Origin of the sequence: Escherichia sp. E.sYA108 (assembly GCF_011754335.1) — a bacterium.
Taxonomy (GTDB): domain Bacteria; phylum Pseudomonadota; class Gammaproteobacteria; order Enterobacterales; family Enterobacteriaceae; genus Escherichia; species Escherichia coli.
Genome location: NZ_JAAQVZ010000001.1, coordinates 913381 through 939877 on the forward strand (window position 1 = coordinate 913381; position 26497 = coordinate 939877).

At 47.7% G+C, this 26497-nt stretch carries 22 protein-coding genes, 1 tRNA gene and 4 pseudogenes; 9 read left to right on the plus strand and 18 right to left on the minus strand.

Translation table 11 applies throughout. The annotated features are described in order from the left end of the window. Positions 1 to 13: 13 nt before the first annotated feature. From hlyA to HBM92_RS04430, 5 genes and pseudogenes are all read right to left on the minus strand, one after another. Entirely contained in the window at positions 14 to 3088 is a 3075-nt protein-coding gene (gene hlyA / locus HBM92_RS04410) for an RTX toxin hemolysin HlyA (RefSeq protein ID WP_001142374.1), read from the minus strand. An 11-nt stretch (positions 3089 to 3099) separates the two neighbouring features. Further along, positions 3100 to 3612 carry an alpha-hemolysin-activating lysine-acyltransferase HlyC gene (gene hlyC, locus HBM92_RS04415; RefSeq protein ID WP_001546261.1) on the minus strand — a complete coding sequence of 171 codons (513 nt, stop codon included), beginning with the start codon at positions 3610 to 3612 and terminating at the stop codon, positions 3100 to 3102. 1182 nt (positions 3613 to 4794) lie between these two features. Continuing rightward, the gene (locus HBM92_RS04420; protein WP_000789528.1) at positions 4795 to 5037 is read right to left on the minus strand and encodes a hypothetical protein; all 243 of its coding nucleotides are present in this window, start codon (positions 5035 to 5037) and stop codon (positions 4795 to 4797) included. Between the two features lie 54 nt (positions 5038 to 5091). Beyond that, a complete protein-coding gene (locus HBM92_RS04425; RefSeq protein ID WP_000726551.1) occupies positions 5092 to 5835 on the minus strand; it encodes a molybdopterin-dependent oxidoreductase in 744 nt (247 codons plus the stop codon). Next, positions 5835 to 6433: pseudogene (locus HBM92_RS04430) on the minus strand (cytochrome b/b6 domain-containing protein). Before HBM92_RS04430 ends, HBM92_RS04425 begins: the two are co-directional and overlap by 1 nt. Before the next feature lie 140 nt (positions 6434 to 6573). On the opposite strand from HBM92_RS04430, the gene HBM92_RS04435 reads away from it, so the two are divergent. Both HBM92_RS04435 and HBM92_RS04440 read left to right on the plus strand, forming a co-directional pair. Beyond that, entirely contained in the window at positions 6574 to 7293 is a 720-nt protein-coding gene (locus HBM92_RS04435) for a response regulator transcription factor (RefSeq protein WP_001066996.1), read from the plus strand. After that, positions 7294 to 8766 carry a sensor histidine kinase gene (locus tag HBM92_RS04440; RefSeq protein WP_000995840.1) on the plus strand — a complete coding sequence of 491 codons (1473 nt, stop codon included), beginning with the start codon at positions 7294 to 7296 and terminating at the stop codon, positions 8764 to 8766. Between the two features lie 79 nt (positions 8767 to 8845). Here the strand turns inward: HBM92_RS04440 and HBM92_RS04445 are convergent. From HBM92_RS04445 to tnpA, 4 genes and pseudogenes are all read right to left on the minus strand, one after another. Further along, positions 8846 to 9078 (minus strand): annotated as a pseudogene (locus HBM92_RS04445) (integrase core domain-containing protein); the annotation flags it as partial. Between the two features lie 97 nt (positions 9079 to 9175). Continuing rightward, positions 9176 to 10714 (minus strand): annotated as a pseudogene (locus HBM92_RS04450) (IS66-like element ISEc22 family transposase). A gap of 48 nt (positions 10715 to 10762) precedes the next feature. Beyond that, on the minus strand, positions 10763 to 11110 hold the full coding sequence (gene tnpB / locus HBM92_RS04455; RefSeq protein WP_000612626.1) for an IS66 family insertion sequence element accessory protein TnpB: 348 nt from the start codon (positions 11108 to 11110) through the stop codon (positions 10763 to 10765). Next, positions 11107 to 11511, minus strand: a complete 405-nt coding sequence (gene tnpA, locus HBM92_RS04460; protein WP_000839179.1) for an IS66-like element accessory protein TnpA — start codon at positions 11509 to 11511, stop codon at positions 11107 to 11109. The genes tnpB and tnpA overlap by 4 nt, the downstream gene beginning before the upstream one ends. 82 nt (positions 11512 to 11593) lie before the next feature. Between tnpA and HBM92_RS04465 the strand changes: the two are divergent. Next, positions 11594 to 12574: pseudogene (locus HBM92_RS04465) on the plus strand (phosphoethanolamine transferase); the annotation flags it as partial. Here the strand turns inward: HBM92_RS04465 and HBM92_RS25655 are convergent. The 5 genes from HBM92_RS25655 to HBM92_RS04485 form a co-directional block, all read right to left on the minus strand. After that, positions 12561 to 12791, minus strand: a complete 231-nt coding sequence (locus tag HBM92_RS25655) for a hypothetical protein (protein WP_071526271.1) — start codon at positions 12789 to 12791, stop codon at positions 12561 to 12563. The pseudogene HBM92_RS04465 and the gene HBM92_RS25655 overlap by 14 nt on opposite strands. Before the next feature lie 142 nt (positions 12792 to 12933). Next, entirely contained in the window at positions 12934 to 13977 is a 1044-nt protein-coding gene (locus tag HBM92_RS04470) for a hypothetical protein (RefSeq protein ID WP_000147014.1), read from the minus strand. Between the two features lie 255 nt (positions 13978 to 14232). Next, complete coding sequence (locus HBM92_RS04475; protein WP_001218754.1) at positions 14233 to 15498, minus strand: tyrosine-type recombinase/integrase; 1266 nt, start codon at positions 15496 to 15498, stop codon at positions 14233 to 14235. 197 nt (positions 15499 to 15695) lie between these two features. Further along, positions 15696 to 15771, minus strand: a tRNA-Phe gene (locus HBM92_RS04480). Between the two features lie 105 nt (positions 15772 to 15876). Then, positions 15877 to 16584, minus strand: a complete 708-nt coding sequence (locus tag HBM92_RS04485) for a DUF554 domain-containing protein (RefSeq protein ID WP_000234491.1) — start codon at positions 16582 to 16584, stop codon at positions 15877 to 15879. A 152-nt stretch (positions 16585 to 16736) separates the two neighbouring features. Between HBM92_RS04485 and HBM92_RS25240 the strand changes: the two genes are divergently transcribed. Next, positions 16737 to 16820 (plus strand): hypothetical protein, encoded by an 84-nt coding sequence (locus HBM92_RS25240; RefSeq protein ID WP_212734243.1) that lies wholly within the window; start codon positions 16737 to 16739, stop codon positions 16818 to 16820. A gap of 162 nt (positions 16821 to 16982) precedes the next feature. Continuing rightward, on the plus strand, positions 16983 to 19118 hold the full coding sequence (gene speC, locus HBM92_RS04490) for an ornithine decarboxylase (protein WP_000839820.1): 2136 nt from the start codon (positions 16983 to 16985) through the stop codon (positions 19116 to 19118). A 48-nt stretch (positions 19119 to 19166) separates the two neighbouring features. Here speC and nupG read toward each other — a convergent pair whose 3' ends face one another. The 4 genes from nupG to mutY all read right to left on the minus strand — a co-directional run bounded on the left by nupG (position 19167) and on the right by mutY (position 23124). Then, complete coding sequence (gene nupG / locus HBM92_RS04495; RefSeq protein ID WP_001298251.1) at positions 19167 to 20423, minus strand: nucleoside permease NupG; 1257 nt, start codon at positions 20421 to 20423, stop codon at positions 19167 to 19169. Positions 20424 to 20624: 201 nt separating this feature from the next. Continuing rightward, complete coding sequence (gene mltC, locus HBM92_RS04500) at positions 20625 to 21704, minus strand: membrane-bound lytic murein transglycosylase MltC (RefSeq protein ID WP_000760323.1); 1080 nt, start codon at positions 21702 to 21704, stop codon at positions 20625 to 20627. A gap of 64 nt (positions 21705 to 21768) precedes the next feature. Then, positions 21769 to 22044 (minus strand): oxidative damage protection protein, encoded by a 276-nt coding sequence (locus tag HBM92_RS04505; protein ID WP_000091699.1) that lies wholly within the window; start codon positions 22042 to 22044, stop codon positions 21769 to 21771. Positions 22045 to 22071: 27 nt separating this feature from the next. Next, the gene (gene mutY, locus HBM92_RS04510) at positions 22072 to 23124 is read right to left on the minus strand and encodes an A/G-specific adenine glycosylase (protein WP_001305316.1); all 1053 of its coding nucleotides are present in this window, start codon (positions 23122 to 23124) and stop codon (positions 22072 to 22074) included. 160 nt (positions 23125 to 23284) lie between these two features. Here mutY and trmB point away from each other — a divergent pair, with 160 nt between their 5' ends. From trmB to ansB, 4 genes are all read left to right on the plus strand, one after another. Then, positions 23285 to 24004 carry a tRNA (guanosine(46)-N7)-methyltransferase TrmB gene (gene trmB / locus HBM92_RS04515; protein ID WP_000786915.1) on the plus strand — a complete coding sequence of 240 codons (720 nt, stop codon included), beginning with the start codon at positions 23285 to 23287 and terminating at the stop codon, positions 24002 to 24004. Then, the gene (locus HBM92_RS04520) at positions 24004 to 24330 is read left to right on the plus strand and encodes a YggL family protein (protein WP_001107565.1); all 327 of its coding nucleotides are present in this window, start codon (positions 24004 to 24006) and stop codon (positions 24328 to 24330) included. The genes trmB and HBM92_RS04520 overlap by 1 nt, the downstream gene beginning before the upstream one ends. Before the next feature lie 183 nt (positions 24331 to 24513). Further along, positions 24514 to 25233, plus strand: a complete 720-nt coding sequence (locus tag HBM92_RS04525; protein WP_000984796.1) for a DUF2884 domain-containing protein — start codon at positions 24514 to 24516, stop codon at positions 25231 to 25233. Between the two features lie 175 nt (positions 25234 to 25408). Further along, positions 25409 to 26455 (plus strand): L-asparaginase 2, encoded by a 1047-nt coding sequence (gene ansB / locus HBM92_RS04530; protein ID WP_000394106.1) that lies wholly within the window; start codon positions 25409 to 25411, stop codon positions 26453 to 26455. Positions 26456 to 26497: the final 42 nt, after the last annotated feature.

Below are 26497 nucleotides of genomic sequence, written 5' to 3' on the forward strand. Positions count from 1 at the left end.
TTAAATTAATAAATTATGCTGATGCTGTCAAAGTTATTGAGTTCCGTCCATATGAAAAATCACTGGCATTACCGGACAACTGCAATAAAGAAGCTGCAGCTCTTTCCTCTTTAACATCAAAATTACCTGCAGCTGAAATGATTTTGCTGATTTCATTAATTAATGGATTAAGATTATCCTGACTTCCATAGGCTAATGCATCATTCCCATACACATAACTTGCCTTATTATTACTCTGTTGATACTCAAGTGCCTTTTTAAGGGAATCTGGTGTGATTACCCTGCCGTCTTTATCAAAAATCTGCTCTATCTGGTGATTAGAGATATCACCTGACTCTTTTTCAAACCAGTTCCTGAATGTAATACCATTTTTATGACCAATGGAAAGAACATTACCTTCAGCTTTATACATGATGAGGTCATTATCTTCTCGCCTGAAGGCCACATCCCGGAAATCAATATCAGCCAAACTGAGTTTATCGTCTTTCCCCCCATCATCGTCAATAATATGATGGCCATATCCTGAAAGATAACGATAAATATCATTACCATATCCACCTTTCAGAAGATCATTCCCTTCTCCGCCATCAAGCAGATCTGCTCCCTCACTGCCGTACAACTTGTCATTACCTTTTCCACCGGATAATACATTTTTAGCAAGAGAATTCCCCTGAACCTGAAGCTCATCATCTCCGTCACCGCCGTTAAGGTAATTATTACCTGTCCCCCCAATTAACTTATCATTGCCATCACCGCCATAGAGCTGGTCATCCCCGTTTCCGCCCCTCAGCGTATCATTACCTTTATCACCATATAAGCGGTCATTCCCATCATTTCCTTCTATATGGTCATCACCATCCGCGCCATGGAAGATATCAGTAAATTTACTGCCAAAAAACTTGTCGGCACGCGTGGTCCCAATAAGTTCTTCCACGGAATATAAGTTATCAGTCTCTGTTAAATTTTTACCATTGATATGAGTGAATTCATAACTCCGATATTGCGTTTTTTCAGTTCTTTTTCCAACTGAAACCTCCTGCTCCTTCACAACTTCCTGTAAAATCTTAACATCACCACCAAGTACACGTGTTACCGTGTAATTACCCGCTTCGGTTGCTTTTGTGCCATCAATGGTCAGATAACCGGTGTCTGTTTTATCATAATAAACAACATCATGTCCTTTACCTGCGTAGATATTGGCTGAGCCGGCAGATAAAAAGACCTTATCATCCCCGTCTCCCAGGTGTGACTCAATACGAATTTCCCGATACTGGTTATTACCGACTGATGCATGCTGAATCAGGTTAGAGTAATCATATACAGACCCCTTGTCCTGAACCCCCTTCACCGTCCATTTATCAACACCCTTGACTAATAACTCGGTAATATATTCATATTTTCCGGACTGCCTCCTTTCACGAATTTCCTCACCGGGAGTTAACAATGGCGTAACAAATTTCAATAACGTAGAAGATTTGCTGTCAGAAAGGTCAATATTTCCTTTCAATGGGTCAAAGACTTGCTTCTGGAATTCATCCGGTTTTTTCTCCAGACGTTTTCCTTCTTCATAATAGTCAATATAACTTTTACCACTGAGTGTTTTGTCTCCATTTCTGGTGACACCCGCTAACTCACCTATCAGCGTATCCCAATGTTGCTGGGTAATGAGGACTGATCTTTCAACAGAATACTCTTTATTATACTGAGATAATATTTTAAAGTTATCTTCTAAAAATGCAGCATGGCGGGCATCATATCCATTTTCAAAGTAATTTTTGCCGTGTTTTTTCTCCCATTCAGCAATAACATCGGCCATTTTACTGGCGACATGTTCAAACATTGCCTGTTTTGAAGCCTCAAGGATGCCTGAAATTATCCCCGTAACAGCCCCTACCAGCGCGCTTACCGGTGCACCAACCAGAGATGTCGTTGCAGCAGCACTAATACCTGAAGATACTGAAGCCAGAACAGTGCTTATCGTTGTTAACGATGCATCAATAGCTCCTGTTTCTTTGTGAAAAGCAGCAAGTAAACTGTCACCATCGTATCCAAGTTTTTTGAATCGTTGTGAATACTCCTCTATTTTATTGGCACGTTTAAACTTATCGGCAATGGACAGGAATGAGAGGGGACTAATTGCTAATGTCACTACAGAAGCAATTAAACCGGCAGCAGCAGCAGATGTAGATAATCCCTGTGCAGCGCGCTGTGCGATAATATATTGAGAAATACCTTTTCCAACATTACCCAGTACTTTCGTTGTTAATTCAACACCTGCTGCAGCTTTAGTTCCGGTATCTGCATCTGCATTGCTCAGAATGAAGCTTGCTGAAATCGCAGATAAAATACCCGATACAGTATCTAACCCTGCACCGATATTATCAAGGTTAGGTAAATTCTGTAACTTATTACCAACACCGTTCAGGTGCTTTGTATTGGATAATACACTTCCCAGCTTATTGAGTTGTTGAGAAAATGAGTTAACATTATTATTAATGCTGGCAGCTGTGTCCACGAGTTGGTTGATTAGCTCAATACTCGCTTTTGCCAGTTCAGAAGAACTGACATTGCTACCAGATTTTTGTCTCTTTATCAGTTCGTCTATTTTCATTGAGGAAAGTGCAGTACCCAGAAAATTTTGAAACGTTGACAGTACACTGCCTGCCTTTCCTAAGTTATCACCTATATTTTCAGCACTGCCGCCTAATTTATTACCCGCTTTTTGATACTTTTGCAGTAATTTGTCTAATTGTGGTGCAAAGATAGTCACTCCCCGTTCGGTGAGGCCAATGAGTTTCTCTGCTGTGCCGAATACCTGTTTAGTAATCGCCGTGCCATTCTTTTCATCATACTGGACTTCAATTCCCAGTTCATCTGCCGTCCTGACAAGGTCATTAAGGCTTGAACCCTGTCCTTTATAATCTTTAGGGATAAGTAAAATGAGTCTGTTTCCCGCATTGCGGGTTTGCTCTGCTGCTTTTTTTAATGCATCTTTCGTGCTTTGTCCTGCTGAGTGCAATTTATTTGCAGAGGATTGCTTTGCAGACTGTAGTGTGCTTTTAATTTGTGCAGTGGTTATTGTTGGCATTTAATTATCTCTTAACCTGTTAATGAAAAATTGAAATCTGTCTTGTTTTTTACTTCAGTTATTAACTCGTGGTAATATTGTTTAAAAATTTTATTCGCTAACTGTTTATCAATTTTACCTCCGTGAAATTCTGATACTTTACCAACATGAGTTTTGGGATCCACCCTGATGGCTCGGAATAGTTCATCAGGGAATTTTTTTCGCATATATTTGTACAGGGCACCGTTATCCCCGAAAGGAGCAATCCAGTCAATGAACCATTTACGATCACCTGAAGTCCAGTCTTCTGCGACTAATGAGGTAACATCATTAAGATATTTAATTTCATTTTCTAAACTTAAATTAGCCCAACTACAATATGCAACAGGGTAATTATCCCGGGTTAATAAAGCATATTGGTTAGCCCGTATTGCAGGTAATACATTTATTGCAAACAAAGAGACTGGCCAGTTTCTGTGTAATGGGGAACTGGCCCAGAGCCAGGATACATGCCCAAGAACCTCTAATGGATTGTTCATATTCATAATAAGCTCACTATAAATTAAATTATATTCTTGAATAAGTAAACGGAGTCTGTGAGAGAACGATATTAATCCTTTAAATATGTTTCTTGCATTTAGTTTCATAACGCACATTAACATAAAAAAAGCATTCATTGCGGTGGCAGGTAAAAAAAAGCAAACCAAAATGCTTACATATGCTTATTTTTATGCGTAATTTATATAAACCATGCTATTGTATTCTCTTCAATATGCACATTCTAAAGAACTGTTATCTTTTTCTTTATCATACATCTAAGATGTATAGTTGCTTATATATATAACTTCCTTACCCAGTACCAATCAGCTGCCGAATGATGACCTGTGAGTTGTCATGTGAACCTCTCTTCTTTTTCTACCCCTGTCAGATAAGGGGTTGAATTAATCAGGTCATACCAGTCAATGCGCTTCTTCTGACTTCGGATAATGATTCAAAGTGTATCTCATACAGTACGATCCCAGCACGCAAAAGAAGGCGACTCTATTGGCGGGTGCGCAAGTATACTCTAAAATATGAGGCAAAATTATATCATACACACAAAAATGCTGTAGCCATGATTTAATTCCATCCGACTTCGACCGTGTCTCATATTGTATTTTGAATAAGCATGCTACCGCCCTTCCGGAAATTACCCGTATCAACCGGGACCAGAATCCTGTGTAACAAATCAATTCAACCAGAGACGATTTTAACTCTGAGCACTATAGAATAATGATCTACAAATGTTCAATATGGTGGGTATATCTATTACCGTATCGAAACAGGTTAGCGCATTACACCATAAGACATAGTAAAAACGAGTTTATTTGAAATATATTACTTAAATCAGTATAAAACTCCAGAAAAAAAATAACAAAAAGAAATACATTTAATTAGCGCGGTAATAATTTTCAGGTTATTAAATTTATAACATGGAGAATTTTAACGAAAACTGACTGAAACAAATCAGACCAGTTAACCAGTCAGTCGGTTTTATGATTTCACTCACTATACTTTGTTTCATAAGGATTTCAGGATCTGCCAGACTGCGCAGAAATGATGCTTACGAATACACAGTAAAGGCAATGTCATTTCCGATACAGAGCCTGACATTGCCATAATGAGCTATTTATCTGAAAAACGACAGAATATGATGTTTTATCGTAACGTAATTTTAAGTTCTCAACTTATTGAGACATATTGTCTTTTTTACCCATGTGGTCATTTTTCATCCCATCCGTTTTGCTCATGTGTTCTTTCTCCATTTTCTCTTTATCCATTGCATTTTTGCACATACCATCCTTGCACATTTTATCATGCGCGCTGGACATGCTGCCTTTTACTTCATGTGTTTTATCCATTGTGTCTGCAGCCTGAGCATTGAACATGAACAGCGCGGATAGTACAGTTACAGAAATAATATTTTTCATGGTTCCTCCTCATTTTTAACAATTGTATCAACAACCACCAAACCAGTTATAACCCTAGTCTTCCCAGTACCCCCCCGGAAAATGATTAGTGACCTCTATAACCTGAACATGCTTGGGGTTTTTATATCCCAGCTTAGTAGGGATACGTATCTTTATGGGATAGCCATATTCTTTTGGCAATACCCTGTTATTCCATGTCAATGTCAGCAATGTTTGTGAATGTAGTGCTGTCGCCATATCAATACTGGTGTAGTAACCATCGACGCAACGAAAACTGACGTATTTTGCCCGCATATCGGCACCAATCAGCGTCAGGAAATGCCGGAATGGTATCCCTCCCCATTTTCCTATTGCACTCCATCCTTCAACACAGATATGACGGGTTATCTGACTCACATGCTGCATGTTATACAATTCAGACAAAAACCAGTTACGGTTATCACGTACCAGCCCCCGTATTTCCAATTTATAATCCTGGCCATCAATTACTGGGATCTCTTCTTCTCCATAGAAGGCATTAAAAGGGAATGGAGTGGTAATGTCCTCTGGAAGATATTCTGGTGCCACACTGTTTTTGCTGAACAGAAAACTTTGAATCCGGTCATTAAATCTGGATATACGGAACAATGCTTTTTCAATATCATCATTATTGCTTATATCACAGCCAGTCAGCATCATAATTCCCCCAAGCGTCAGTCCCTGTTGGAGTAAACGACGTCTGTCCGGCGCAAGGATTTTTTCTGCATCTTTCACCACGTAATGGGCATCACTGTCAGACAAAAAATGTTTTTTCTTCATTAGTGACCCCGTATCATAGATAACAATGCACGCGGAACCAATAACACCATAACCAGGTGAATAATAATAAACAGTACCATAATGTTCATGCACAGAAAGTGGATATAACGCACTGTATCATAACCACCGAATAGTATAGTCAGAAGGGAAAACTGAACGGGTTTCCATAAAACCAGACCAGACAATAGCAGAGCAGCGCCATCTAAAATAACAGAATATAGGCGACTTTTTGCACCATATTGTATTCCTGCATATTCGTATGATGCAGCTTTCCATACAGTGCCTGCGTAAGGGATTCTTTCAGTGAGGTCCATGACAGCGGGAAAAACTTGCTCCGGAAACGTCCGCTACAAATTCCCAGAGTAAGATAGATCGTGGCATTAATCAGCAGAATCCACATCAGGGCGAAGTGCCACAGTAACGCACCACCAAGCCAGCCACCGAGAGTTAATGCTGCCGGATAGTTAAAAGAAAACAAAGGAGAAGCATTATAAATGCGCCATCCACTACATATCATGCCTGCGACAGTAACAGCATTAATCCGGTGGCAACAGCGTAACCACAGAGGATGTATTTGTTTTAACGGTAATGGCTGCATTATGTGATCTCTGTCTGTAAACTAAGTATATTATGGAAAGGAATGTTCATCACATCCTCACAAGAGTTTAAAAAAAATGTGATAATTCATCGTCAAATGCTGGGGTAAAATTCAGATAAAGAATATGTGGATAACTTTTGATGAATAACGTAAAAAAAATACTGCTGATGGAAGATGATTATGATATTGCAGCTCTGTTGCGGCTTAATCTGCAGGATGAAGGGTATCAGATAGTTCATGAAGCGGATGGCGCCAGAGCTCGTTTATTACTAGACAAGCAGACCTGGGATGCCGTAATACTTGATCTTATGCTGCCTAATGTTAATGGGCTGGAGATTTGCCGTTATATCCGTCAGATGACCCGTTATCTGCCTGTGATTATCATCAGTGCCCGTACCAGCGAAACCCACCGCGTCCTGGGACTGGAAATGGGGGCTGATGACTATCTACCGAAACCCTTTTCCATTCCGGAGCTGATTGCCCGCATCAAAGCGTTGTTTCGTCGTCAGGAAGCCATGGGGCAAAATATTCTCCTGGCAGGTGGACTGATTTGCTGTCACGATCTGTGCATCAATCCATTTTCACGTGAAGTTCATTTGCATAATAAACAGGTTGATCTTACCCCACGCGAGTTTGATCTGCTGCTCTGGTTTGCACGTCATCCTGGCGAAGTTTTTTCCCGTCTTTCACTGCTGGATAATGTCTGGGGGTATCAGCATGAAGGATATGAGCATACAGTCAACACGCATATCAACCGTCTTCGTGCCAAAATTGAACAGGATGCAGCAGAGCCAAAGATGATCCAGACCGTCTGGGGAAAAGGGTATAGGTTTTCAGTTGACAATGCAGGAATGCGATAAATGAATTGTAGCCTGACATTAAGCCAGAGGTTAAGCCTAGTATTTACAGTCGTTTTGCTGTTTTGCGCAGCAGTGACATGTGGCGTTCATATTTACAGCAGTAATCTGTATGGCAATGCAATGGTACAGCGTTTATCTGCAGGGCTGGCGCAACAGATTGTCATCACGGAGCCTCTGCTGGATAATCGTGGGCAGGTGAATCACCGGACATTAAAGAGTCTGTTTGAGCGTCTGATGACGCTTAATCCCAGTGTGGAGCTGTATATTGTCTCGCCGGAAGGTCGGCTGCTTGTGGAGGCCGCCCCTCTAGGTCATATCAAACGTCGGTATATCAATATAGCGCCCTTGAAAAAATTTCTCTCCGGTGCTGTCTGGCCCGTATATGGTGATGATCCCCGAAGTGTAAATAAGAAAAAAGTTTTCAGTACCGCACCGCTTTACCTGAGGGATGATCTGAAAGGATATCTGTATATTATTTTACAGGGAGAGGAACTTAATGCTCTTACTGATGCAGCCTGGACAAAGGCACTATGGAATGCACTGTACTGGTCGCTGTTTCTGGTAGTGATATGTGGTCTGCTGTCGGGTATGCTGGTCTGGTACTGGGTAACCCGTCCCATACAGCAACTAACTGAAAATGTCAGCGGGATAGAGCAGGACAGTATTAGTGCCATTAAACAACTGGCAATTCAGCGCCCTGCCACCCCCCCTAGCAACGAGGTCGAGATATTACACAATGCCTTCATTGAACTGGCCCGTAAAATATCCTGTCAGTGGGATCAACTTTCAGAAAGTGATCAACAGCGCCGTGAATTTATTGCCAATATCTCCCATGATTTACGGACGCCATTAACATCACTTCTGGGATATCTGGAAACCCTGTCAATGAAGTCGGATTCGCTATCATCAGAGGACTGTCATAAATATCTGACAACAGCTCTCCGGCAGGGACACAAGGTGAGGCATCTATCCTGTCAGCTTTTTGAGCTGGCACGTCTTGAGCATGGTGCTATAAAACCTCAACTGGAGCAATTTTCTGTCTGTGAACTTATTCAGGATGTAGCTCAAAAATTTGAGCTCAGCATAGAAACCCGTCGATTGCAACTAAGAATTATGATGTCACATTCCCTGCCTCTTATCAGGGCAGATATTTCAATGATAGAGCGTGTGATAACAAATTTACTGGATAATGCTGTACGCCACACACCTCCGGAAGGCTCGATCAGGCTGAAAGTCTGGCAGGAAGATAATCGGTTGCACGTCGAAGTGGCTGACAGCGGCCCTGGACTAACTGAAGATATGCGAACTCATCTTTTCCGGCGGGCATCAGTGTTATGTCATGAACCGTCAGAAGAGCCCCGGGGAGGACTGGGATTGCTGATTGTACGCAGGATGCTGGTACTACACGGTGGTGATATCAGGTTGACTGATTCAACGACTGGAGCCTGCTTTCGTTTTTTTCTTCCATTATAACATCAGGCGGCATATTTTGGGGTGGTTATGTGTATCTGCCTTTGTAAAAGGGATACAAGTTCTGTAGTGGAGCACAAAATCAGGACACCGGGATAACCTGTTTCCACTTTTCTTCATGTAAGCAAGGCGGTAAACCATCGTTGTTCGTGTGAGGTCGATAAACGTTATAATATAACAACCATTAATCCACTGGTTTATATCGCGTACCGCATGGCTAAAATCACCATAACCACCTTTCGGAAGCCATTCACTTTTCAGGCTGCGAAAGACTCTTTCCATCGGCGAATTATCCAAGCAATTCCCTCTGCGACTGTAAGCGTCAACGGAGCACCGTATTGACGCTTATTTATTGGTGAGTACTACGTTCCATGGGTAAGCGTGCAGCAAAAACCGTATTGACAGGGATGTGTTATTCAGTCGGCAGTGCTACGCGCCAGGGGAGCAGTTCGCCGACCCGGTTTATCGGCCAGTCGGCTATGACGTCAAGGACATAGCGGAGGTAGCTTTCTGGCTCCACTCCGTTCAGTTTGCACGTCCCGATCAGGCTGTACAGCAGCGCTCCCCGCTCTCCTCCATGATCCGAACCGAAGAACAGGTAGTTTTTGCGGCCCAGACTGACCATCCGCAACGCATTTTCAGCGATGTTATTGTCCGCCTCAGCCCAGCCATCATCTGCATAGTACGTCAGCGCCGGCCACTGGTTCAGGGCGTATGCGAACGCTTTCGCCAGTTCTGAGTGTCGCGACAGGGTTTTCATCTTTTCACGCAGCCAGCTTTCCAGGGATTTCAGCAGCGGTTTCGTTTTCAACTGACGTTCGGCAAGGCGCTGCTCCGCCGTCATTCCCCTTATCTCTGCCTCGATGGCGTACAGTTCGCCGATCCGTTTCAGCGCTTCCTCCGTCAGGGCTGACGGGGTGCGAACGTGCACATCGTGGATTTTACGGCGGGCGTGAGCCCAACAGGCGGCTTCCGTTATCCGGCCATCCCGGTACAGCTCGTTGAACCCGGCGTATGCATCCGCCTGCAGTACACCACTGAACCCCGCAAGATGGGTCTGCGGATGGATGCCTTTTCTGTCCGGGCTGTAAGCGAACCACACCGCCGGCGCCAGCGTTGACCCGGCGTTACGGTCGTCACGAACGCAGGTCCATAACCGCCCGGTCTTCGTTTTCTTATTGCCTGGCAACAGCACCGGGACAGGCGTGTCATCAGCATGGAGCTTACCGTCAGTCAGCACATAGCCATGAAGCGCCTCTTCCAGCGGAGACAGCTGCCGGCAGCATGCATCCACCCAGCCCGACAGCAGTGAACGGCTCAGCTCCACACCTTGCCGGCCGTATATTTCTGACTGGCGATACAGCGGGGTGTGCTCTGCATACTTCGAGGTCAGCACGCGGGCCAGCAGCCCCGGTCCGGCGATACCCCGCTCGATGGGCCGTGAAGGCGCGGGGGCCTGCACGATGGCATCGCACTGAGTACAGGCATGCTTTTCACGTACCGTCCGGATAACCCGGAAGGCGCTGCGCATCAGCTCCAGCTGTTAGGCGGCATCCTCACCCAGATAGCTCAGCGAGCCTCCACATTCCGGGCAGCATGACGCTGCCGGCAGCAGCCGTTTTTCATCGCGGGGGAGTGATTCGGGGAACGGTTTGCGGGTGCGGGTTTGACGCAGCGGGCGCTGCACGGCCGGGTCGTCAACCCGACCGGTAAGGGTATCACTTTCTTTCTGAAGTGCCTTCAGGTCAGCTTCCATCTGTGCGATACGACGGGAGACTTTTTCGGAGCAGCTGCCGACGTTCATCCGGCGCAGCTTATCCAGCTGTGCCTGCAGATGGTCTATTTCGCGTTCACGCTCGTTCAGCTTTTCCAGCAGGGCACGGTTCAGCGCCTCCTGTTCGGCAAGGAGACGTTTCAGTGCATTGATATCGTCAGGAAGTGAGCTGCTCATACCGGGTATATTACCAGGCTCATTCAGCGTCGACCAGGATAAAGAGGCTTACAACATAGTCAGGGACGTAAGCAGTCTTTTAGGCTGCCGCCAGTCGATACCTTCCAGCAGCATCGCCAGCTGTGCCGGTGTGAGGAACACTTTGCCATCCCGGGCTGACGGCCAGGCGAAGCGGCCGCGCTCCAGCCGTTTGGTCAGCAGACACAGTCCATCGCCGGTAGACCAGAGGAGCTTTACCTGACTGCCATTACGCCCACGGAAGATAAAAACGTGACCTGACATCGGATCGTCTTTCAGCGTCGTCTGCACCTTTGCCGCCAGGCCGTTGAAGCCGTTTCTCATATCGGTGATGCCAGCGACCAGCCAGATCTTTGTCCCTGATGGTAATGGGATCAACGTTTGAGCTCCCGTATCAGCAGGTTCAGGATATTTTCGCTGATGGCACCATTCAGACGGAGTGATCCGTGCCGGAACGTCACTTCACAGCTGATATTGAGTGATTCAGGTGTCGCAGCAGCTACAGGTTGTGACCGGGGGGAGGTTGTAGGGACAACATCTTCGGCATCAAGTGTTATCGGGAGCAGCTCAGGCACGTTGTTTTCTGTTGTTGAAGGAGGACGTAGTTTTCCTTCGCGCCAGTACTGGCGCCACTTGAACAGCAAATTATCGTTGATCCCATGCTCACGAGCGAGTTGCGCTACGGAGATCTCTGGTCGATGCGAGAGTTCAACCATTTTGATTTTGAACTCAACGGGATAATTAGGGCTTTTTTTACGCACTGCGGTTAATGATTTCATGGATAGCGTCCACCATATTTGGTGTCCACTATTCTTTCAGGAATTTCAGGATCTGCCAGACGGTGCTGAGACGACGCTTACGAATCAGCACGGGGCTGACAACTGGAAAATCCTGCCGGGTGTACCGTTGTATGACACGATTGTTATCGTCACTGGTGAGAGTGTGCGCAGGGATTATATGTCGGTATATGGCTATCCCGTGCCAACCACACCGTGGCTGAATACTGCTCCCGGTTTATTTATTGACGGCTATACATCGGCAGCAGCCAGTACTGTGCCTTCCCTGAGCCGGACACTGATTTATGACTATGAGCAGAACCCTGATTCCGGCAACAACGTGGTGGCGCTGGCAGCAAAAGCAGGATACAGCACATGGTGGATATCCAATCAGGGAAAACTGGGAGAGCATGACACACGCATCTCTGTTATTGCTTCTGATGCGGAGCATACCGTTTTCCTCAAGAAAGGCAGCTTCGCTTCCCGTAAAACGGATGACATGTTGTTGTTACAGGAAACAGAACGTGCACTGGCGGATAAATCCTCTCCGAAGGTGATTTTCCTGCACATGATTGGCTCTCATCCGAATCCGTGTGACCGGCTTAACTCCTGGCCGAATCATTACCTGGGGCAGTATCCCCGAAAAATTGCCTGTTACCTCGCCAGCATCAGTAAACTGGATAACTTTCTCGGTCAGCTTGATGGTATCCTTCGCCGGCATTCCCGTCATTTCGCCATGCTTTACTTTTCTGACTATGGGATGTCGGTCAGCGATAGTGCTAATCCTGTTCATCATGATGGCCATATACAAGGAGGCTACAGCGTTCCCCTGATTATTACCGCCAGTGACATCACGTCTCATCAGTCCGTCAGCAGAAAAATCAGTGCCCGTCATTTCGCAGGTATTTTTCAGTGGCTGACCGGCATTCGTACTGAAAATATACCGCCATTCAATCTGCTGACAGACGAAGATAATGAACCCGTTATGGTTTTTAACGGAGAGAGGAATGTACTGGCAGACAGTCTGAAACCACAGCCTCTGATTCTTCCGGTCAGGGGAAAATAAGCGTAATGTTCATCACCAGATTATGTACGATGAGTTTTCCACTGTTTATAGCAATTATCTTGCTAATAACCAGACAGGAGTAACCAGACCAACCGAAAACACCGGGAAGGTGATTACCCGCTAGCAGAGGAAATCCGGTTTTTTTTGATGTCAGCCATAACGTGTTTGACAATAAAGCATCATGAAAGGGTGTTAATGAGTCCATGGGATAATTCATAAAAATAATTTACTGTGTTATCCTTTTCAAAAGAAATATTCAGAAGATACCCCCTGGCTGACAACCAGGGGAAGGGGGCATTAACAGTGTTATTATTGGTGGATAAATTATTACTTGTGTGCAGGATACACTAATGCAATATCTACTGATACTGTATGCCAGTATGTTTCATGCCTGCCGCTGAAAACGGCAATATCCAGGGCCAGACATATTCACCATTCATATTTCTGCATTTCTGTACAATTTTCTCAGAAAGCGTCTCATCAATTCTTTCACGCAACTTCTCCTGCTGTCTTAAAATACTTTCGCATATTTCGAAATCATCTTCCTGCATCAGCATTTCGGCGCATTTAATGATTTCTGCCCGTTCATGCAGCACAGAGGAATGATTATAGAGCCAGTTTACAAACAGCAATGCTTCCGGATATTGCCCCCATAACGGGTGGTATGTGGCATAATAATCTTCGGCAGTATCCGGACCGCCTGAAAAGTTATGCCATACAGCAAGTGGAAATGGATGCAGATTTCCGCACAGTATTTCTGCGATGTAAGTATTTGCCGCAAAGCCGCGACGAAATGCAGTTGCAGCTTTTACCAGTTCCCCATTAAGAAAATGCAGAAGGCCGAGTTCATACCAGTAAGGTGAAAATTCATCTGCATGTTCCTGCAGTATATGGCGTGCCTGTTCATGAGCGCCAGTGCGTAACAGTTCCGGTCCCAGTAGCCAGCGTGCACCATGATTATCTTCGGGATTGTAATCCAGTATTTTTTCAATGAGCATGATGGCATCCTGATGACGCTGTAAATGTGCATTTGCCAGGATTGCCGCATAGAGGGCACGAAGAAAAGGTCGGTTGTCAGGATGTATCCAGATGATTCTGCCACTGAAACCTTCAGGGATAAGACGATTGCCAACTGCCAGCCCTTTAAGGGCTGCATTCAGCGCCTTACGCGGGGCATTCTGCTCCAGAAATACGTATGCCAGGTAAGCGTGTACATCAATAAAGTCATTCTCCTGTCGGGCAAGGCGCCTGAGTTTGTTGATGTAACTTGTTTCGCTGATTTCATCCGCATCGTATGCATCAATCAGTTCTTCAAACTCATCCAGCAACGAGCCAAACCAGGTTTCCGGAAATATGAAACAGCCCTGGTTATCGTTCACTGCAAAGCGTAATTTGCCAGTCATATTCTGAACCTGTAAAAAAGGATGGACCATAACCTGCAGGCTATAAAAATTGTGATGCCTGGCATCGGTGTCCTTTTATTGTCCGGGATTAACGTTGCCCATGATAATACAGTGAATTCTGTTCTGTGGTAAGACGTTGAGTTATTGAATGAGAACCTCAGCCTGGCTGATGGTTCCGCCGGCATAAAAAAGAAATTGATTGAGGCGGGTGCTCTTCCCCTTAAGAGGAAGAGCATGTGTGTAAATGGCGTTCAGTCACCTTTTTAGTGGATTGTTAACTTTTGCATATTCAAACGGACTGATACACTCCTCCCTGTTTGCATCCAGAAAATCTGCCCACCATTGCAGTATAAGCCGACGTTCTTCCAGATGTTCTGCTTTATGAATATACGCGGCACGTACTCCGTTGCGCTCCTGATGACTCATCTGACGTTCAACCGCATCTCTTGACCATAAGCCGGATTCAATCAATGCACTGCACGCCATCGCCCGGAATCCATGGCCACAGACTTCCTTGGTTGTGTCATACCCCATCACTCTGAGGGCCTTATTTACGGTATTTTCACTGATTGGTTTACGTGGGTCGTGTGCTCCCGTAAAGATCAGACCATTTTCACCTGCCCATGTCTGAAGTTCTGCCAGTATGGCTACAGCCTGTTGGCTGAGTGGCACAAGATGTGGTGTTCGCATCTTGGAGCCCCGGTGTGAGAATTTTACGCCTGGCAGAGGTTTGCGTTCGGCTGGAATAGTCCACATGGCATTGTCAATATCAATTTCAGACCAGCGGGCATATCTGAGTTCACTGGAGCGAATAAAAACCAGTAAATTCAGCATAACAGCAAGCCGGGTGACAGGCTGACCTTTATAACTGTTAATACGCGACAGAAGTTCAGGCAGACGTGAAAGATCAAGAGCGGGGCGATGCTGTCGTTTTACAGAGGTCAATGCGCCAGCCATATCCAGAGCAGGATTATATCTGATGATGCCAGACTGTACGGCATAACGCATTACAGCAGATATTCTTTGCTGCAGACGACTGGCGATTTCATAAATTTGTTTAGCTTCTGCAGCACGAACAGGGATAAGCAGGTCCGGGGTATTGAGTGTTGTGATGTTCCGGTTGCCGATAAAGGGGAAAACGTGTGTTTCGAGGCTTTTGAGTACCTTATCGCTGTGTGATTGTGCCCATTGTTTATTACTGGCATGCCAGCGTCGTGCAATATGTTCAAAAGAGAGTTGTAAATCAGGGACTACTTTTTTAGCTCTTTTCTGTTCGCAAGGGTCAATCCCCTCCGAAATCAGTTTTCGGGCCTCATCCCGTTTTGTACGAGCTTCGGAGAGAGAAACCTCCGGGTATACACCAAGTGCCAGAGTTTTCTCCTTACCCAGAATGCGATAACGGAGACGCCAGTAACGGGAACCATTAGGATGTACCAGCAGGAACATGCCAGCCCCGTCAGTGAGTTTATAAGCCTTGTCAGTGTGCTTTGCAGCCCGGATTTTTGCGTCAGTCAGTGCCATAGTTCAGCCTTCTGAATGCGTTAAAGAGGGTACAAATTCTGTCGAACTGGGGTATACCCGCAATTATACCCACACAATGGGGTTGATGTGGGGGGAGTCTGGTTGAGTTCGGTAGAATTGATTTGGCGGCAGGACGCTTAAATCGTGGCGTCCTGAAACGAAAAACGGACCTCCGTGGAGGTCCGTTTATATGAATTTGGTGCCCGGACTCGGAATCGAACCAAGGACACGGGGATTTTCAATCCCCTGCTCTACCGACTGAGCTATCCGGGCAACGGGGCGCATTAAACCTGATTCGCCTCGTCTCGTCAATCAAATTTCTTCAATTTAGTGCAGACTGCACAATCTATCATCACTTTGCCGCTATTGCACGCATTGTCAGGCAAACCAGGCGGTCCAGGCGGCGGAAAGCGGCATTGCCAGAAGGAGTGCTGGAAGCATGTTGACCACCGGGAACATTTTAATGCCACAGATGCGTAATCCGGTTGCCAGCAGCAATAAACCGCCTACGGCGCTGAAGTCTGCCATCATCGACGGTGTGGTCAGCGGTAATATCAGCGCGGCAGCCCACGCCAGCGTTAACTGGATGATCAGTAATGGAATGCTAATCACCGACACCGCAATACCCAGCGAGCAGGCGAAGATCATCGCCGTAAAGAAATCAAGAAATGACTTGGCGATTAAAATACTTGGATCGCCGGTCATCCCTTCGTTCATCGCCCCGAAGATTCCGGTGCCGCTGGCGCAAAACAGGACAATAATCGCGACAAAATTCTGAATAAAAGATTCATGCGCTGGCTTCTTACGCGAGTGGTGAAACAGATTATGCGCTTTGGCGACCACTGTATTGACGCCTTTTTCCAGCAGACAAATTTCGCCGATTAATGCTCCGAGTAAGGTTGCTAAAACCATCGCCGGAAGGTTGGCGCATTTCACCACCAGTAAAATACCAATCCCCAGCGATGCCAGACCAAAAATTGATGTCATGGAGACGCGGATACGTTCCGGTAAGCGTTGGCTAAGGAGTGCGCCGAAAACGCCACCCAGTAAGACTGCACTTGCGTTGATAAAAGGGCCGATGACCACAAGAGTTCCTGTTAGCTGTATTGTTTGATTTTCTTATTATGAACTTTTGGCGCCATCGATGGCTTGTTTGTTCGCAAAGTCCTGGCTTGCACGCTTTAGCGAAAGGTGCCATGATTGCGCGAATTTTCTCCTCTCTGTACGGAGTTTGCCCGATGCACGCCACCTCCTTACATTCTCTCGCTTATCGCCGTTTCGCGCGAAACTCTTCTCTTTTTATGCTACTGCTCATGCGGTGAAGTTAACGTACGCTCACTGCAGGACAACAGTAAAATCAGAGCGTTTCTGCTTTTACTGATGTCTGGTGGTCGGAGCTGGTGACCAGTTTGACCCATATCTCATGGGGCAGGGTTTTCCACCTTGTCCGGTATTCTTACTTCCCCTAAACGGGTTTTGCGCTTATGAAATCAATGAATATTGCCGCCAGTAGTGAACTGGTATCCCGACTTTCTACTCATCGCCGCGTGGTGGCGTTGGGAGATACTGATTTTACGGACGTCGCGGCAGTCGTCATTACCGTTGCGGATAGTCGCAGTGGCATTCTTGCGTTGCTTAAGCGCACCGGTTTTCATCTACCGGTGTTTTTGTATTCCGAACATGCTGTTGAATTACCTGCGGGCGTTACGGCGGTAATCAACGGCAACGAGCAGCAGTGGCTGGAGCTGGAATCCGCAGCCTGTCAGTATGAAGAGAATTTGCTGCCACCGTTTTATGACACGCTGACGCAGTACGTTGAGATGGGTAATAGCACCTTTGCTTGCCCTGGACATCAACATGGTGCGTTCTTTAAAAAGCATCCTGCCGGACGCCATTTTTACGATTTCTTTGGCGAGAACATCTTTCGCGCCGATATGTGTAACGCTGACGTAAAATTGGGCGATCTGCTTATTCATGAAGGATCGGCGAAAGATGCGCAGAAATTTGCAGCCAAAGTCTTTCATGCCGATAAAACCTATTTTGTGCTGAACGGCACATCGGCAGCGAATAAAGTGGTGACGAATGCGCTGTTAACGCGTGGCGATCTGGTGCTCTTCGACCGTAACAACCATAAGTCGAATCATCACGGCGCGTTGATTCAGGCGGGGGCGACGCCGGTCTATCTGGAAGCTTCACGTAACCCGTTTGGTTTCATTGGCGGTATTGATGCGCACTGTTTTAATGAAGAGTATCTGCGCCAGCAAATTCGCGACGTTGCGCCAGAAAAAGCCGACCTGCCGCGCCCGTTTCGCCTGGCGATTATTCAGCTGGGAACCTATGACGGCACTGTCTATAACGCCCGTCAGGTGATCGATACCGTTGGGCATCTGTGTGATTACATTCTGTTTGATTCCGCGTGGGTCGGTTACGAACAGTTTAACCCGATGATGGCGGATATCTCGCCGCTGCTGTTAGAACTTAACGAAAACGATCCGGGGATCTTTGTGACCCAGTCGGTGCACAAACAGCAGGCGGGATTCTCACAGACGTCGCAGATCCATAAAAAAGATAACCATATCCGTGGACAGGCGCGTTTTTGCCCGCATAAGCGGTTGAATAATGCCTTTATGCTCCATGCTTCTACCAGCCCGTTCTATCCGCTGTTCGCCGCCCTGGACGTTAACGCCAAAATTCATGAAGGGGAGAGTGGGCGTCGGCTGTGGGCTGAGTGCGTTGAGTTGGGTATTGAGTCGCGCAAGGCTATTCTTGCGCGCTGTAAGCTGTTCCGCCCGTTTATCCCGCCCGTTGTTGATGGCAAATTGTGGCAGGATTATCCGACGTCAGTGTTAGCCAGCGACCGCCGTTTTTTCAGTTTTGAGCCGGGGGCGAAGTGGCACGGCTTTGAAGGATATGCCGCGGATCAGTATTTTGTTGATCCGTGCAAGCTGTTACTCACCACGCCGGGTATCGATGCCGAAACCGGCGAATATAGCGATTTTGGCGTTCCAGCGACGATTCTGGCGCACTATCTGCGTGAGAACGGCATTGTGCCGGAGAAGTGCGATCTCAACTCCATTCTGTTCTTATTAACTCCGGCGGAAAGCCACGAGAAGCTGGCACAACTGGTGGCGATGCTGGCGCAGTTTGAACAGCATATTGAGGATGACTCGCCGCTGGCTGAGGTGTTGCCGAGCGTTTATAACAAATATCCGGTGCGCTATCGCGACTACACCCTGCGTCAGTTGTGTCAGGAGATGCACGATCTGTATGTCAGTTTCGACGTCAAAGACCTACAAAAAGCGATGTTCCGCCAGCAGAGTTTCCCGTCAGTGGTGATGAATCCCCAGGATGCGCATAGCGCTTATATTCGCGGTGAAGTGGAGTTGGTGCGGATTCGTGATGCCGAAGGGCGAATTGCGGCAGAAGGAGCGTTGCCTTATCCACCTGGCGTGCTTTGCGTGGTACCCGGGGAAGTCTGGGGTGGGGCGGTTCAACGTTATTTCCTTGCGCTGGAAGAAGGCGTGAATTTGTTGCCGGGATTTTCGCCGGAGTTGCAAGGTGTCTATAGCGAAACCGATGCGAATGGCATGAAACGGTTGTACGGTTATGTGTTGAAGTAAGAATAAAAAAACGGGTCACCTTCTGGCGACCCGTTTTTCTTTGCGTAATTAGTGGCTAACCGTCTGTGTACCTGTCGGGACACGAACGTGTTTATATTTGAACATCGCCATGAACGCGAAGGCCAGAACCACGGAGTAACCTGCGAAAATCAGCCATACGGTCTGCCAGTCGGTAATGCCGTTTTGGGTGTACATCTCAACCACTTTACCGCTCACGATGCCGCCGAGGATACAGCCGAAGCCGTTGGTCATCATCAGGAACATCCCCTGCGCGCTGGCGCGAATTGCCGGGCTAACTTCTTTTTCGACAAACACCGAACCAGAGATGTTGAAGAAGTCGAATGCGCAACCGTAAACGATCATCGACAGTACCAGCAGTACAGTACCGAACGGAGTCGGGTCGCCGTAAGCAAACAGAGCAAAACGCAGGATCCACGCCACAATACTGATCATCATTACGTTCTTAATACCGTAGCGGCTTAAGAAGAACGGGATGGTCAGAATGAACAGGGTTTCAGAGATCTGCGAAATCGACATGATGATTGACGCATGCTGCACGATGAAGCTGCTGGCAAACATCGGATCTTTGTCGAAGCTGTGCAGGAAGGTATTACCGAACATGTTGGTAATCTGCAGTTCCGCGCCCAGCAGCATTGAGAAGATGAAGAAGATTGCCATACGCTTGTTTTTAAACAGCGCGAATGCATCGAGGCCCAGCAGGGTTGTCCAGCTCTGATTCGCTTGCTGTTTAGCAACCGGAATATGCGGCAGAGTCAGGGTAAACAGAACCAGAATGGCGGAAAGCGCTGCGCCAATATACAGCTGCATGTGGCTTAATTCGAAGCCGGACAGGCTCACCACCCACATTGCCATGATAAAGCCGATGGTGCCCCAGATACGGATTGGCGGGAAGTCAGTAACGATATCCATCCCGGCATTTTGCAGGCGATAGTAAGAGATGGTGTTGATTAACCCAAGCGTTGGCATATAAGCAAACGAGTTAATCAATATCACAAGGAACATCGCCTCCGGCGTAGTGACCTCTGCCGCCATGAACAGCGTGATAGCGCCAATGGTGTGGCAAATGGCATAGACCCATTTCGCACTTAACCATTTGTCGGCCACAATCCCCAGCAGCGCAGGCATAAAGACCGCGGCGATACCCAGTGAGCTATAAACTGCGCCGATAGAAGCACCGTCAAACTTCAGGGTAACAAACATATAGGAGCCGAGGGTCGTCAGCCAACTTCCCCACAGACAGAACTGCAGAAAAGAGAGGATTTTCAGCTGCAGCTTAAGATTCATGTTAATTTCCTCACATCGTGATGCGGATGAGTGTTTGAAAAAGCACATTTGACCGTGCGAGATGATGCGATTCTATCAACTTCGCGGACTGGTTTTTTGTTACCTGTGGCAAATAATTGCAAACATTCCCAATTTGCAAAACGAAATTGTGATGTAGATAACATTTTTACCCCTGAGCATCGTCAGGGGCGGTTAGTGGAATTATCGGCGGCGGTAAGATTTTTGCGCGGTATTCACTTTATAAAGATAACGGCGAGATTCCGCAGAGGGATGGCGGGTCGTCAGCGTCTGATAAACATCGCCCGGCGTCATGGTGTTAATAATATTGGCAGCCTGAATCTTATCATTCGAAAAGACTCGCAGCACGCTGCCTGCGCCGCCGTTATAGGCGGTGATGACGGCATAACGCCGCGATGTTGGGTTATCAATTCCGCCGAGATAAACGTTGTTCAGCATCGCCAGATACGCGGTGCCGGTATCAATATTGCTGGCAGGATCAAACAAGAAACTGCGGCTCGGCGTGCCGGATTTCCCCTGCGAGCGGAACACATCTTTCCCGGCAGTATGTTGTACCACCTGCATTAATCCCAGCGCATCGGAACGGCTGACCGCATACGGGTTAAAGGAAGATTCAGTCTGCATAATTGCCAGAATCAGCGACTCATCAACGCCATATTTGCGTGACGCCTGGCGGACCATACCGAGATATTTGTGCGCACGTTTATCAAGGTGGTTCGGCACCATGTTAATGGTGACGCTGTAGATGATACGCAGCCCGTTGCTGCGGCTCTTCAGGCGGTTTTTCAGCAGATAATCCGCGAAGTTGCTCGCGCGACCTTCCCAGCGAATCGGCTGCCCGGTGTTGTCCACCACCTGACCGTAAAGGAAAGGTTCTTTCGAAATCGTAATATCATCAACGTCGGAATAGAGATCGACCGAACTCGGATCGTCCCCCATCAGCAACGTTTTGATTATTGCCCGGCGCAAATGCGCGGCAGGTTCTGTCCCGGCGATGGTTTCGATAGTAATCGTACCGTCATCGAAGTTGATGTGGCTGCGGGTCTGATATTGATCGGTGTATTTCACGTAGTCCTTAGGACCGGCGATCACCACCTCTTTGAAGCCCCAGATGTTCTCAATATTGTGGGCAAATTGCCCCATCAGAATATCAAAACCGTTGGTATCTTTGACCCAGGCTTCGTTATAGGTATCGCCTTTTTTGGTCGTCGAACAGGAGATGAGCAACGGCGCAATCAAAGCCAGCGCGAGATATTTTTTCATCATTCCGGGTGCGTGTTGTGTTTGTTTTTATGCAAGTTGCCGGAGGCGTGCTCCGGCACTGTTTTTATTTTTTATCTTCCGGCGTAAAGCCCTCGATATGCACCTCTTTACCCTCGAACAGGAAGTTGACCATCTCCTGCTCCAGCAGCTTGCGGTGCTCGGCATTCATCATGTTGAGTTTCTTTTCATTAATCAGCATGGTTTGTTTGTGCTGCCACTGCGCCCAGGCTTCTTTGGAGATCTCGTTATAGATGCGTTTTCCCAGTTCGCCGGGGTACAGCTGAAAATCCTGACCTTCTGCTTCACGTTGCAGGAAAGTACAAAAAATCGTTCTGCTCATAAATCATCCTCTTTATCGACTCACGCGCTAAACCGGCGCGCCAGTGCGTAACTGCTGTAACAAACGCTCCACGGGAGCCGCCAGGCCAACTGACGGCGGTTGCGCTAAGTTATACCAGAGCGCATTGTCTTCATCCATGCAGCCGGTGAATGACGACACGGGAAGCCACATAGGCACAATATCTAAGTGGAAATGGCTGAAGGTATGCCGAAACGCGGTCAGCTGCGTCAGGTTATCGGCAGAAATCTGTCGTTGCGCCAGCCACTGCCGCAAACTTTCTTCATCGGCAAACTGCGGGAAACAGTATAAACCGCCCCACAATCCGCTCGGCGGACGCTGCGCCAGCAATACTTCATCTTCGTGCTGTAACAGCAAAAAGTAGCCGGTGCGCTCTGGCAGCGTCTGTTTCGGTTTTTTGCCCGGATAAAGCGACCAGCTATTGTTGGCGGCGGCAATACATCCGTTTTGTAGCGGACAGAGCGAGCATTTCGGCTTAGAGCGCGTACAAATCATCGCGCCCAAATCCATCATCGCCTGGTTAAACCGTTCCACGCCAACCGCGGGCGTCACCTGCTCGCTCAAACTCCATAGTTTATTCTCGACCTCTTTTTTCCCGGGCCAGCCGCTTACAGCATAGCAGCGCGCCAGCACGCGTTTGACGTTACCGTCGAGAATCGGAAAGTGCTTACCCAGAGAAAGCGAGAGAATCGCGCCTGCGGTGGAACGCCCGACGCCCGGCAGTACTGCAACTTCCTCAAAGGTTTCCGGGAATTTACCGCCGTGTAAGGCCGCCACTTGTTGTGCCGCTTTATGCAGATTGCGCGCTCGGGCGTAATAGCCAAGCCCGGTCCACAAGTGGAGAACTTCGTCGAGCGGCGCATTGGCGAGATCGGTCACCGTTGGGAAGCGCACCATAAAGCGTTCAAAATAGGGGATAACGGTCGCAACCTGAGTTTGTTGCAACATCACTTCTGAGAGCCATACTTTGTAGGGCGTCTTGTCAATTTGCCAGGGCAGCGTTTTCCGCCCGTATTTATCGTACCAGTCCAGAACCTGGGCTGAAAATTGCGACGCTTGCATGGTCACCGAATTCACTGTTGTTGGGGGCAAGATTGCAGCACAGCGACGGCAGGGTGTAAACCGGAACTTTCCGCAGCCACGGCCTTATCATGCTTGCATCCGGCAACTAACTTTGGATAATGCCCGTTTTCAGAACACTTTCACAAGCGACTAAATCTTTATGAAAAACGACGTCATCTCACCGGAATTTGATGAAAACGGCCGCCCGCTGCGCCGTATCCGTAGTTTTGTGCGCCGCCAGGGGCGACTGACCAAAGGCCAGGAACATGCGCTGGAAAACTACTGGCCGGTGATGGGCGTTGAGTTCAGCGAAGATATGCTGGATTTCCCTGCGCTTTTTGGCCGTGAAGCGCCGGTGACGCTTGAGATTGGTTTTGGCATGGGCGCGTCGTTGGTGGCAATGGCTAAAGATCGCCCCGAGCAGGACTTCCTCGGCATTGAAGTGCATTCACCGGGCGTTGGTGCGTGCCTGTCTTCTGCGCATGAAGAGGGCTTAAGCAACCTGCGCGTGATGTGTCACGATGCGGTTGAAGTGCTGCATAAAATGATTCCTGACAATTCATTGCGCATGGTGCAGCTCTTTTTCCCTGACCCGTGGCACAAAGCGCGCCATAATAAACGCCGTATCGTTCAGGTGCCGTTTGCCGAGCTGGTAAAAAGCAAACTGCAGCTGGGGGGCATATTCCATATGGCGACCGACTGGGAACCTTATGCGGAACATATGCTTGAAGTGATGTCTTCTATTGACGGTTATAAAAACCTGTCAGAGAGCAATGATTACGTACCGCGTCCGGCATCACGTCCGGTGACGAAATTTGAACAACGTGGTCATCGTCTTGGTCACGGAGTATGGGACTTAATGTTCGAGAGGGTGAAATAATGGCAAAGAACCGTAGCCGTCGTCTGCGTAAAAAAATGCACATCGACGAATTCCAGGAATTAGGATTTTCGGTGGCATGGCGATTCCCGGAAGGTACATCGGAAGAACAGATTGATAAAACCGTTGATGACTTTATTAACGAGGTTATCGAACCGAACAAACTGGCCTTTGACGGCAGCGGTTATCTGGCCTGGGAAGGTCTGATCTGCATGCAGGAAATCGGCAAATGCACCGAAGAACATCAGGCGATTGTGCGTAAGTGGCTGGAAGAACGCAAACTGGAAGAGGTACGCACCAGCGAACTTTTCGACGTTTGGTGGGACTAAGAAAGCATACGGGCGATGACAAATGCAAAACTGCCTGATGTGCTACGCTTATCAGGCCTACAAAGATGCACGATCGAGTAGGCCGGATAAGGCGTTTACGCCGCATCCGGCATGGAAAACGCGCACTTTGTTATCAATCTGGGGCCAGCAAATGCTGGCCTGATTTGTTCTTGAGGGAAGACTATGATGCGCAAAATGCTGCTGGCGGCAGCACTTTCAGTGACGGCAATGACCGCTCACGCCGACTACCAGTGCAGCGTCACGCCGCGTGACGATGTGATTGTCAGCCCGCAAACCGTGCAGGTGAAGGGCGAAAACGGCAATCTGGTGATCACGCCAGACGGCAACGTGATGTATAACGGTAAGCAATATTCCCTGAATGCCGCCCAGCGCGAGCAGGCGAAGGATTATCAGGCTGAACTACGTAGCACCCTGCCGTGGATTGATGAAGGCGCGAAAAGCCGCGTCGAGAAAGCTCGTATTGCGCTGGATAAAATTATCGTTCAGGAGATGGGCGAAAGCAGCAAAATGCGCAGCCGTCTGACCAAACTTGATGCGCAGCTGAAAGAGCAGATGAACCGCATTATCGAAACGCGCAGCGATGGCCTGACGTTTCACTATAAAGCCATTGATCAGGTTCGTGCCGAAGGCCAGCAATTAGTGAATCAGGCAATGGGCGGAATTTTACAGGACAGCATTAATGAAATGGGCGCGAAAGCGGTGCTGAAAAGCGGCGGTAACCCATTACAGAACGTGCTGGGAAGCCTGGGCGGCCTGCAATCCTCAATCCAAACCGAGTGGAAAAAGCAGGAAAAAGATTTCCAGCAGTTTGGCAAAGATGTTTGTAGCCGCGTTGTGACTCTGGAAGATAGCCGCAAAGCCCTGGTCGGGAATTTAAAATAATCCTCTATTTTAAGACGGCATAATACTTTTTTATGCCGTTTAATTCTTCGTTTTGTTACCTGCCTCTAACTTTGTAGATCTCCAAAATATATTCACGTTGTAAATTGTTTAACGTCAAATTTCCCATGCAAAGCTAAGGGATAATGCGTAGCGTTCACGTAACTGGAGGAATGAAATGGAGTTTTTCAAAAAGACGGCACTTGCCGCACTGGTTATGGGTTTTAGTGGTGCAGCATTGGCATTACCCAATATCACCATTTTAGCAACCGGCGGGACCATTGCCGGTGGTGGTGACTCCGCAACCAAATCTAACTACACAGCGGGTAAAGTTGGCGTAGAAAATCTGGTTAATGCGGTGCCGCAACTGAAGGACATTGCGAACGTTAAAGGCGAGCAGGTAGTGAATATTGGCTCCCAGGACATGAACGATGATGTCTGGCTGACACTGGCGAAAAAAATTAACACCGACTGCGATAAAACTGACGGCTTCGTCATTACCCACGGTACCGACACGATGGAAGAAACCGCTTACTTCCTCGACCTGACGGTGAAATGCGACAAACCGGTGGTGATGGTCGGTGCAATGCGCCCGTCCACGTCTATGAGCGCAGACGGTCCATTCAACCTGTATAACGCGGTAGTGACCGCAGCTGATAAAGCCTCCGCTAATCGTGGCGTACTGGTAGTGATGAACGACACCGTGCTTGATGGCCGTGATGTCACCAAAACCAACACCACCGATGTAGCGACCTTCAAGTCTGTTAACTACGGTCCTCTGGGTTACATTCACAACGGTAAGATTGACTACCAACGTACCCCGGCACGTAAGCACACCAGCGACACGCCGTTCGATGTCTCTAAGCTGAATGAACTGCCGAAAGTCGGCATTGTTTATAACTACGCTAACGCATCCGATCTTCCGGCTAAAGCACTGGTAGATGCGGGCTATGATGGCATCGTTAGCGCTGGCGTGGGTAACGGCAACCTGTATAAAACCGTATTTGACACCCTTGCAACCGCTGCGAAAAACGGCACTGCAGTAGTGCGTTCTTCCCGCGTACCGACGGGCGCTACCACTCAGGATGCCGAAGTGGATGATGCGAAATACGGCTTCGTCGCCTCCGGCATGTTGAACCCGCAAAAAGCGCGCGTTCTGCTGCAACTGGCTCTGACGCAAACTAAAGATCCGCAGCAGATCCAGCAGATCTTCAATCAGTACTAATCACTTCGCCCCGGTATCGTGCCGGGGCTTATTCACTTCAGA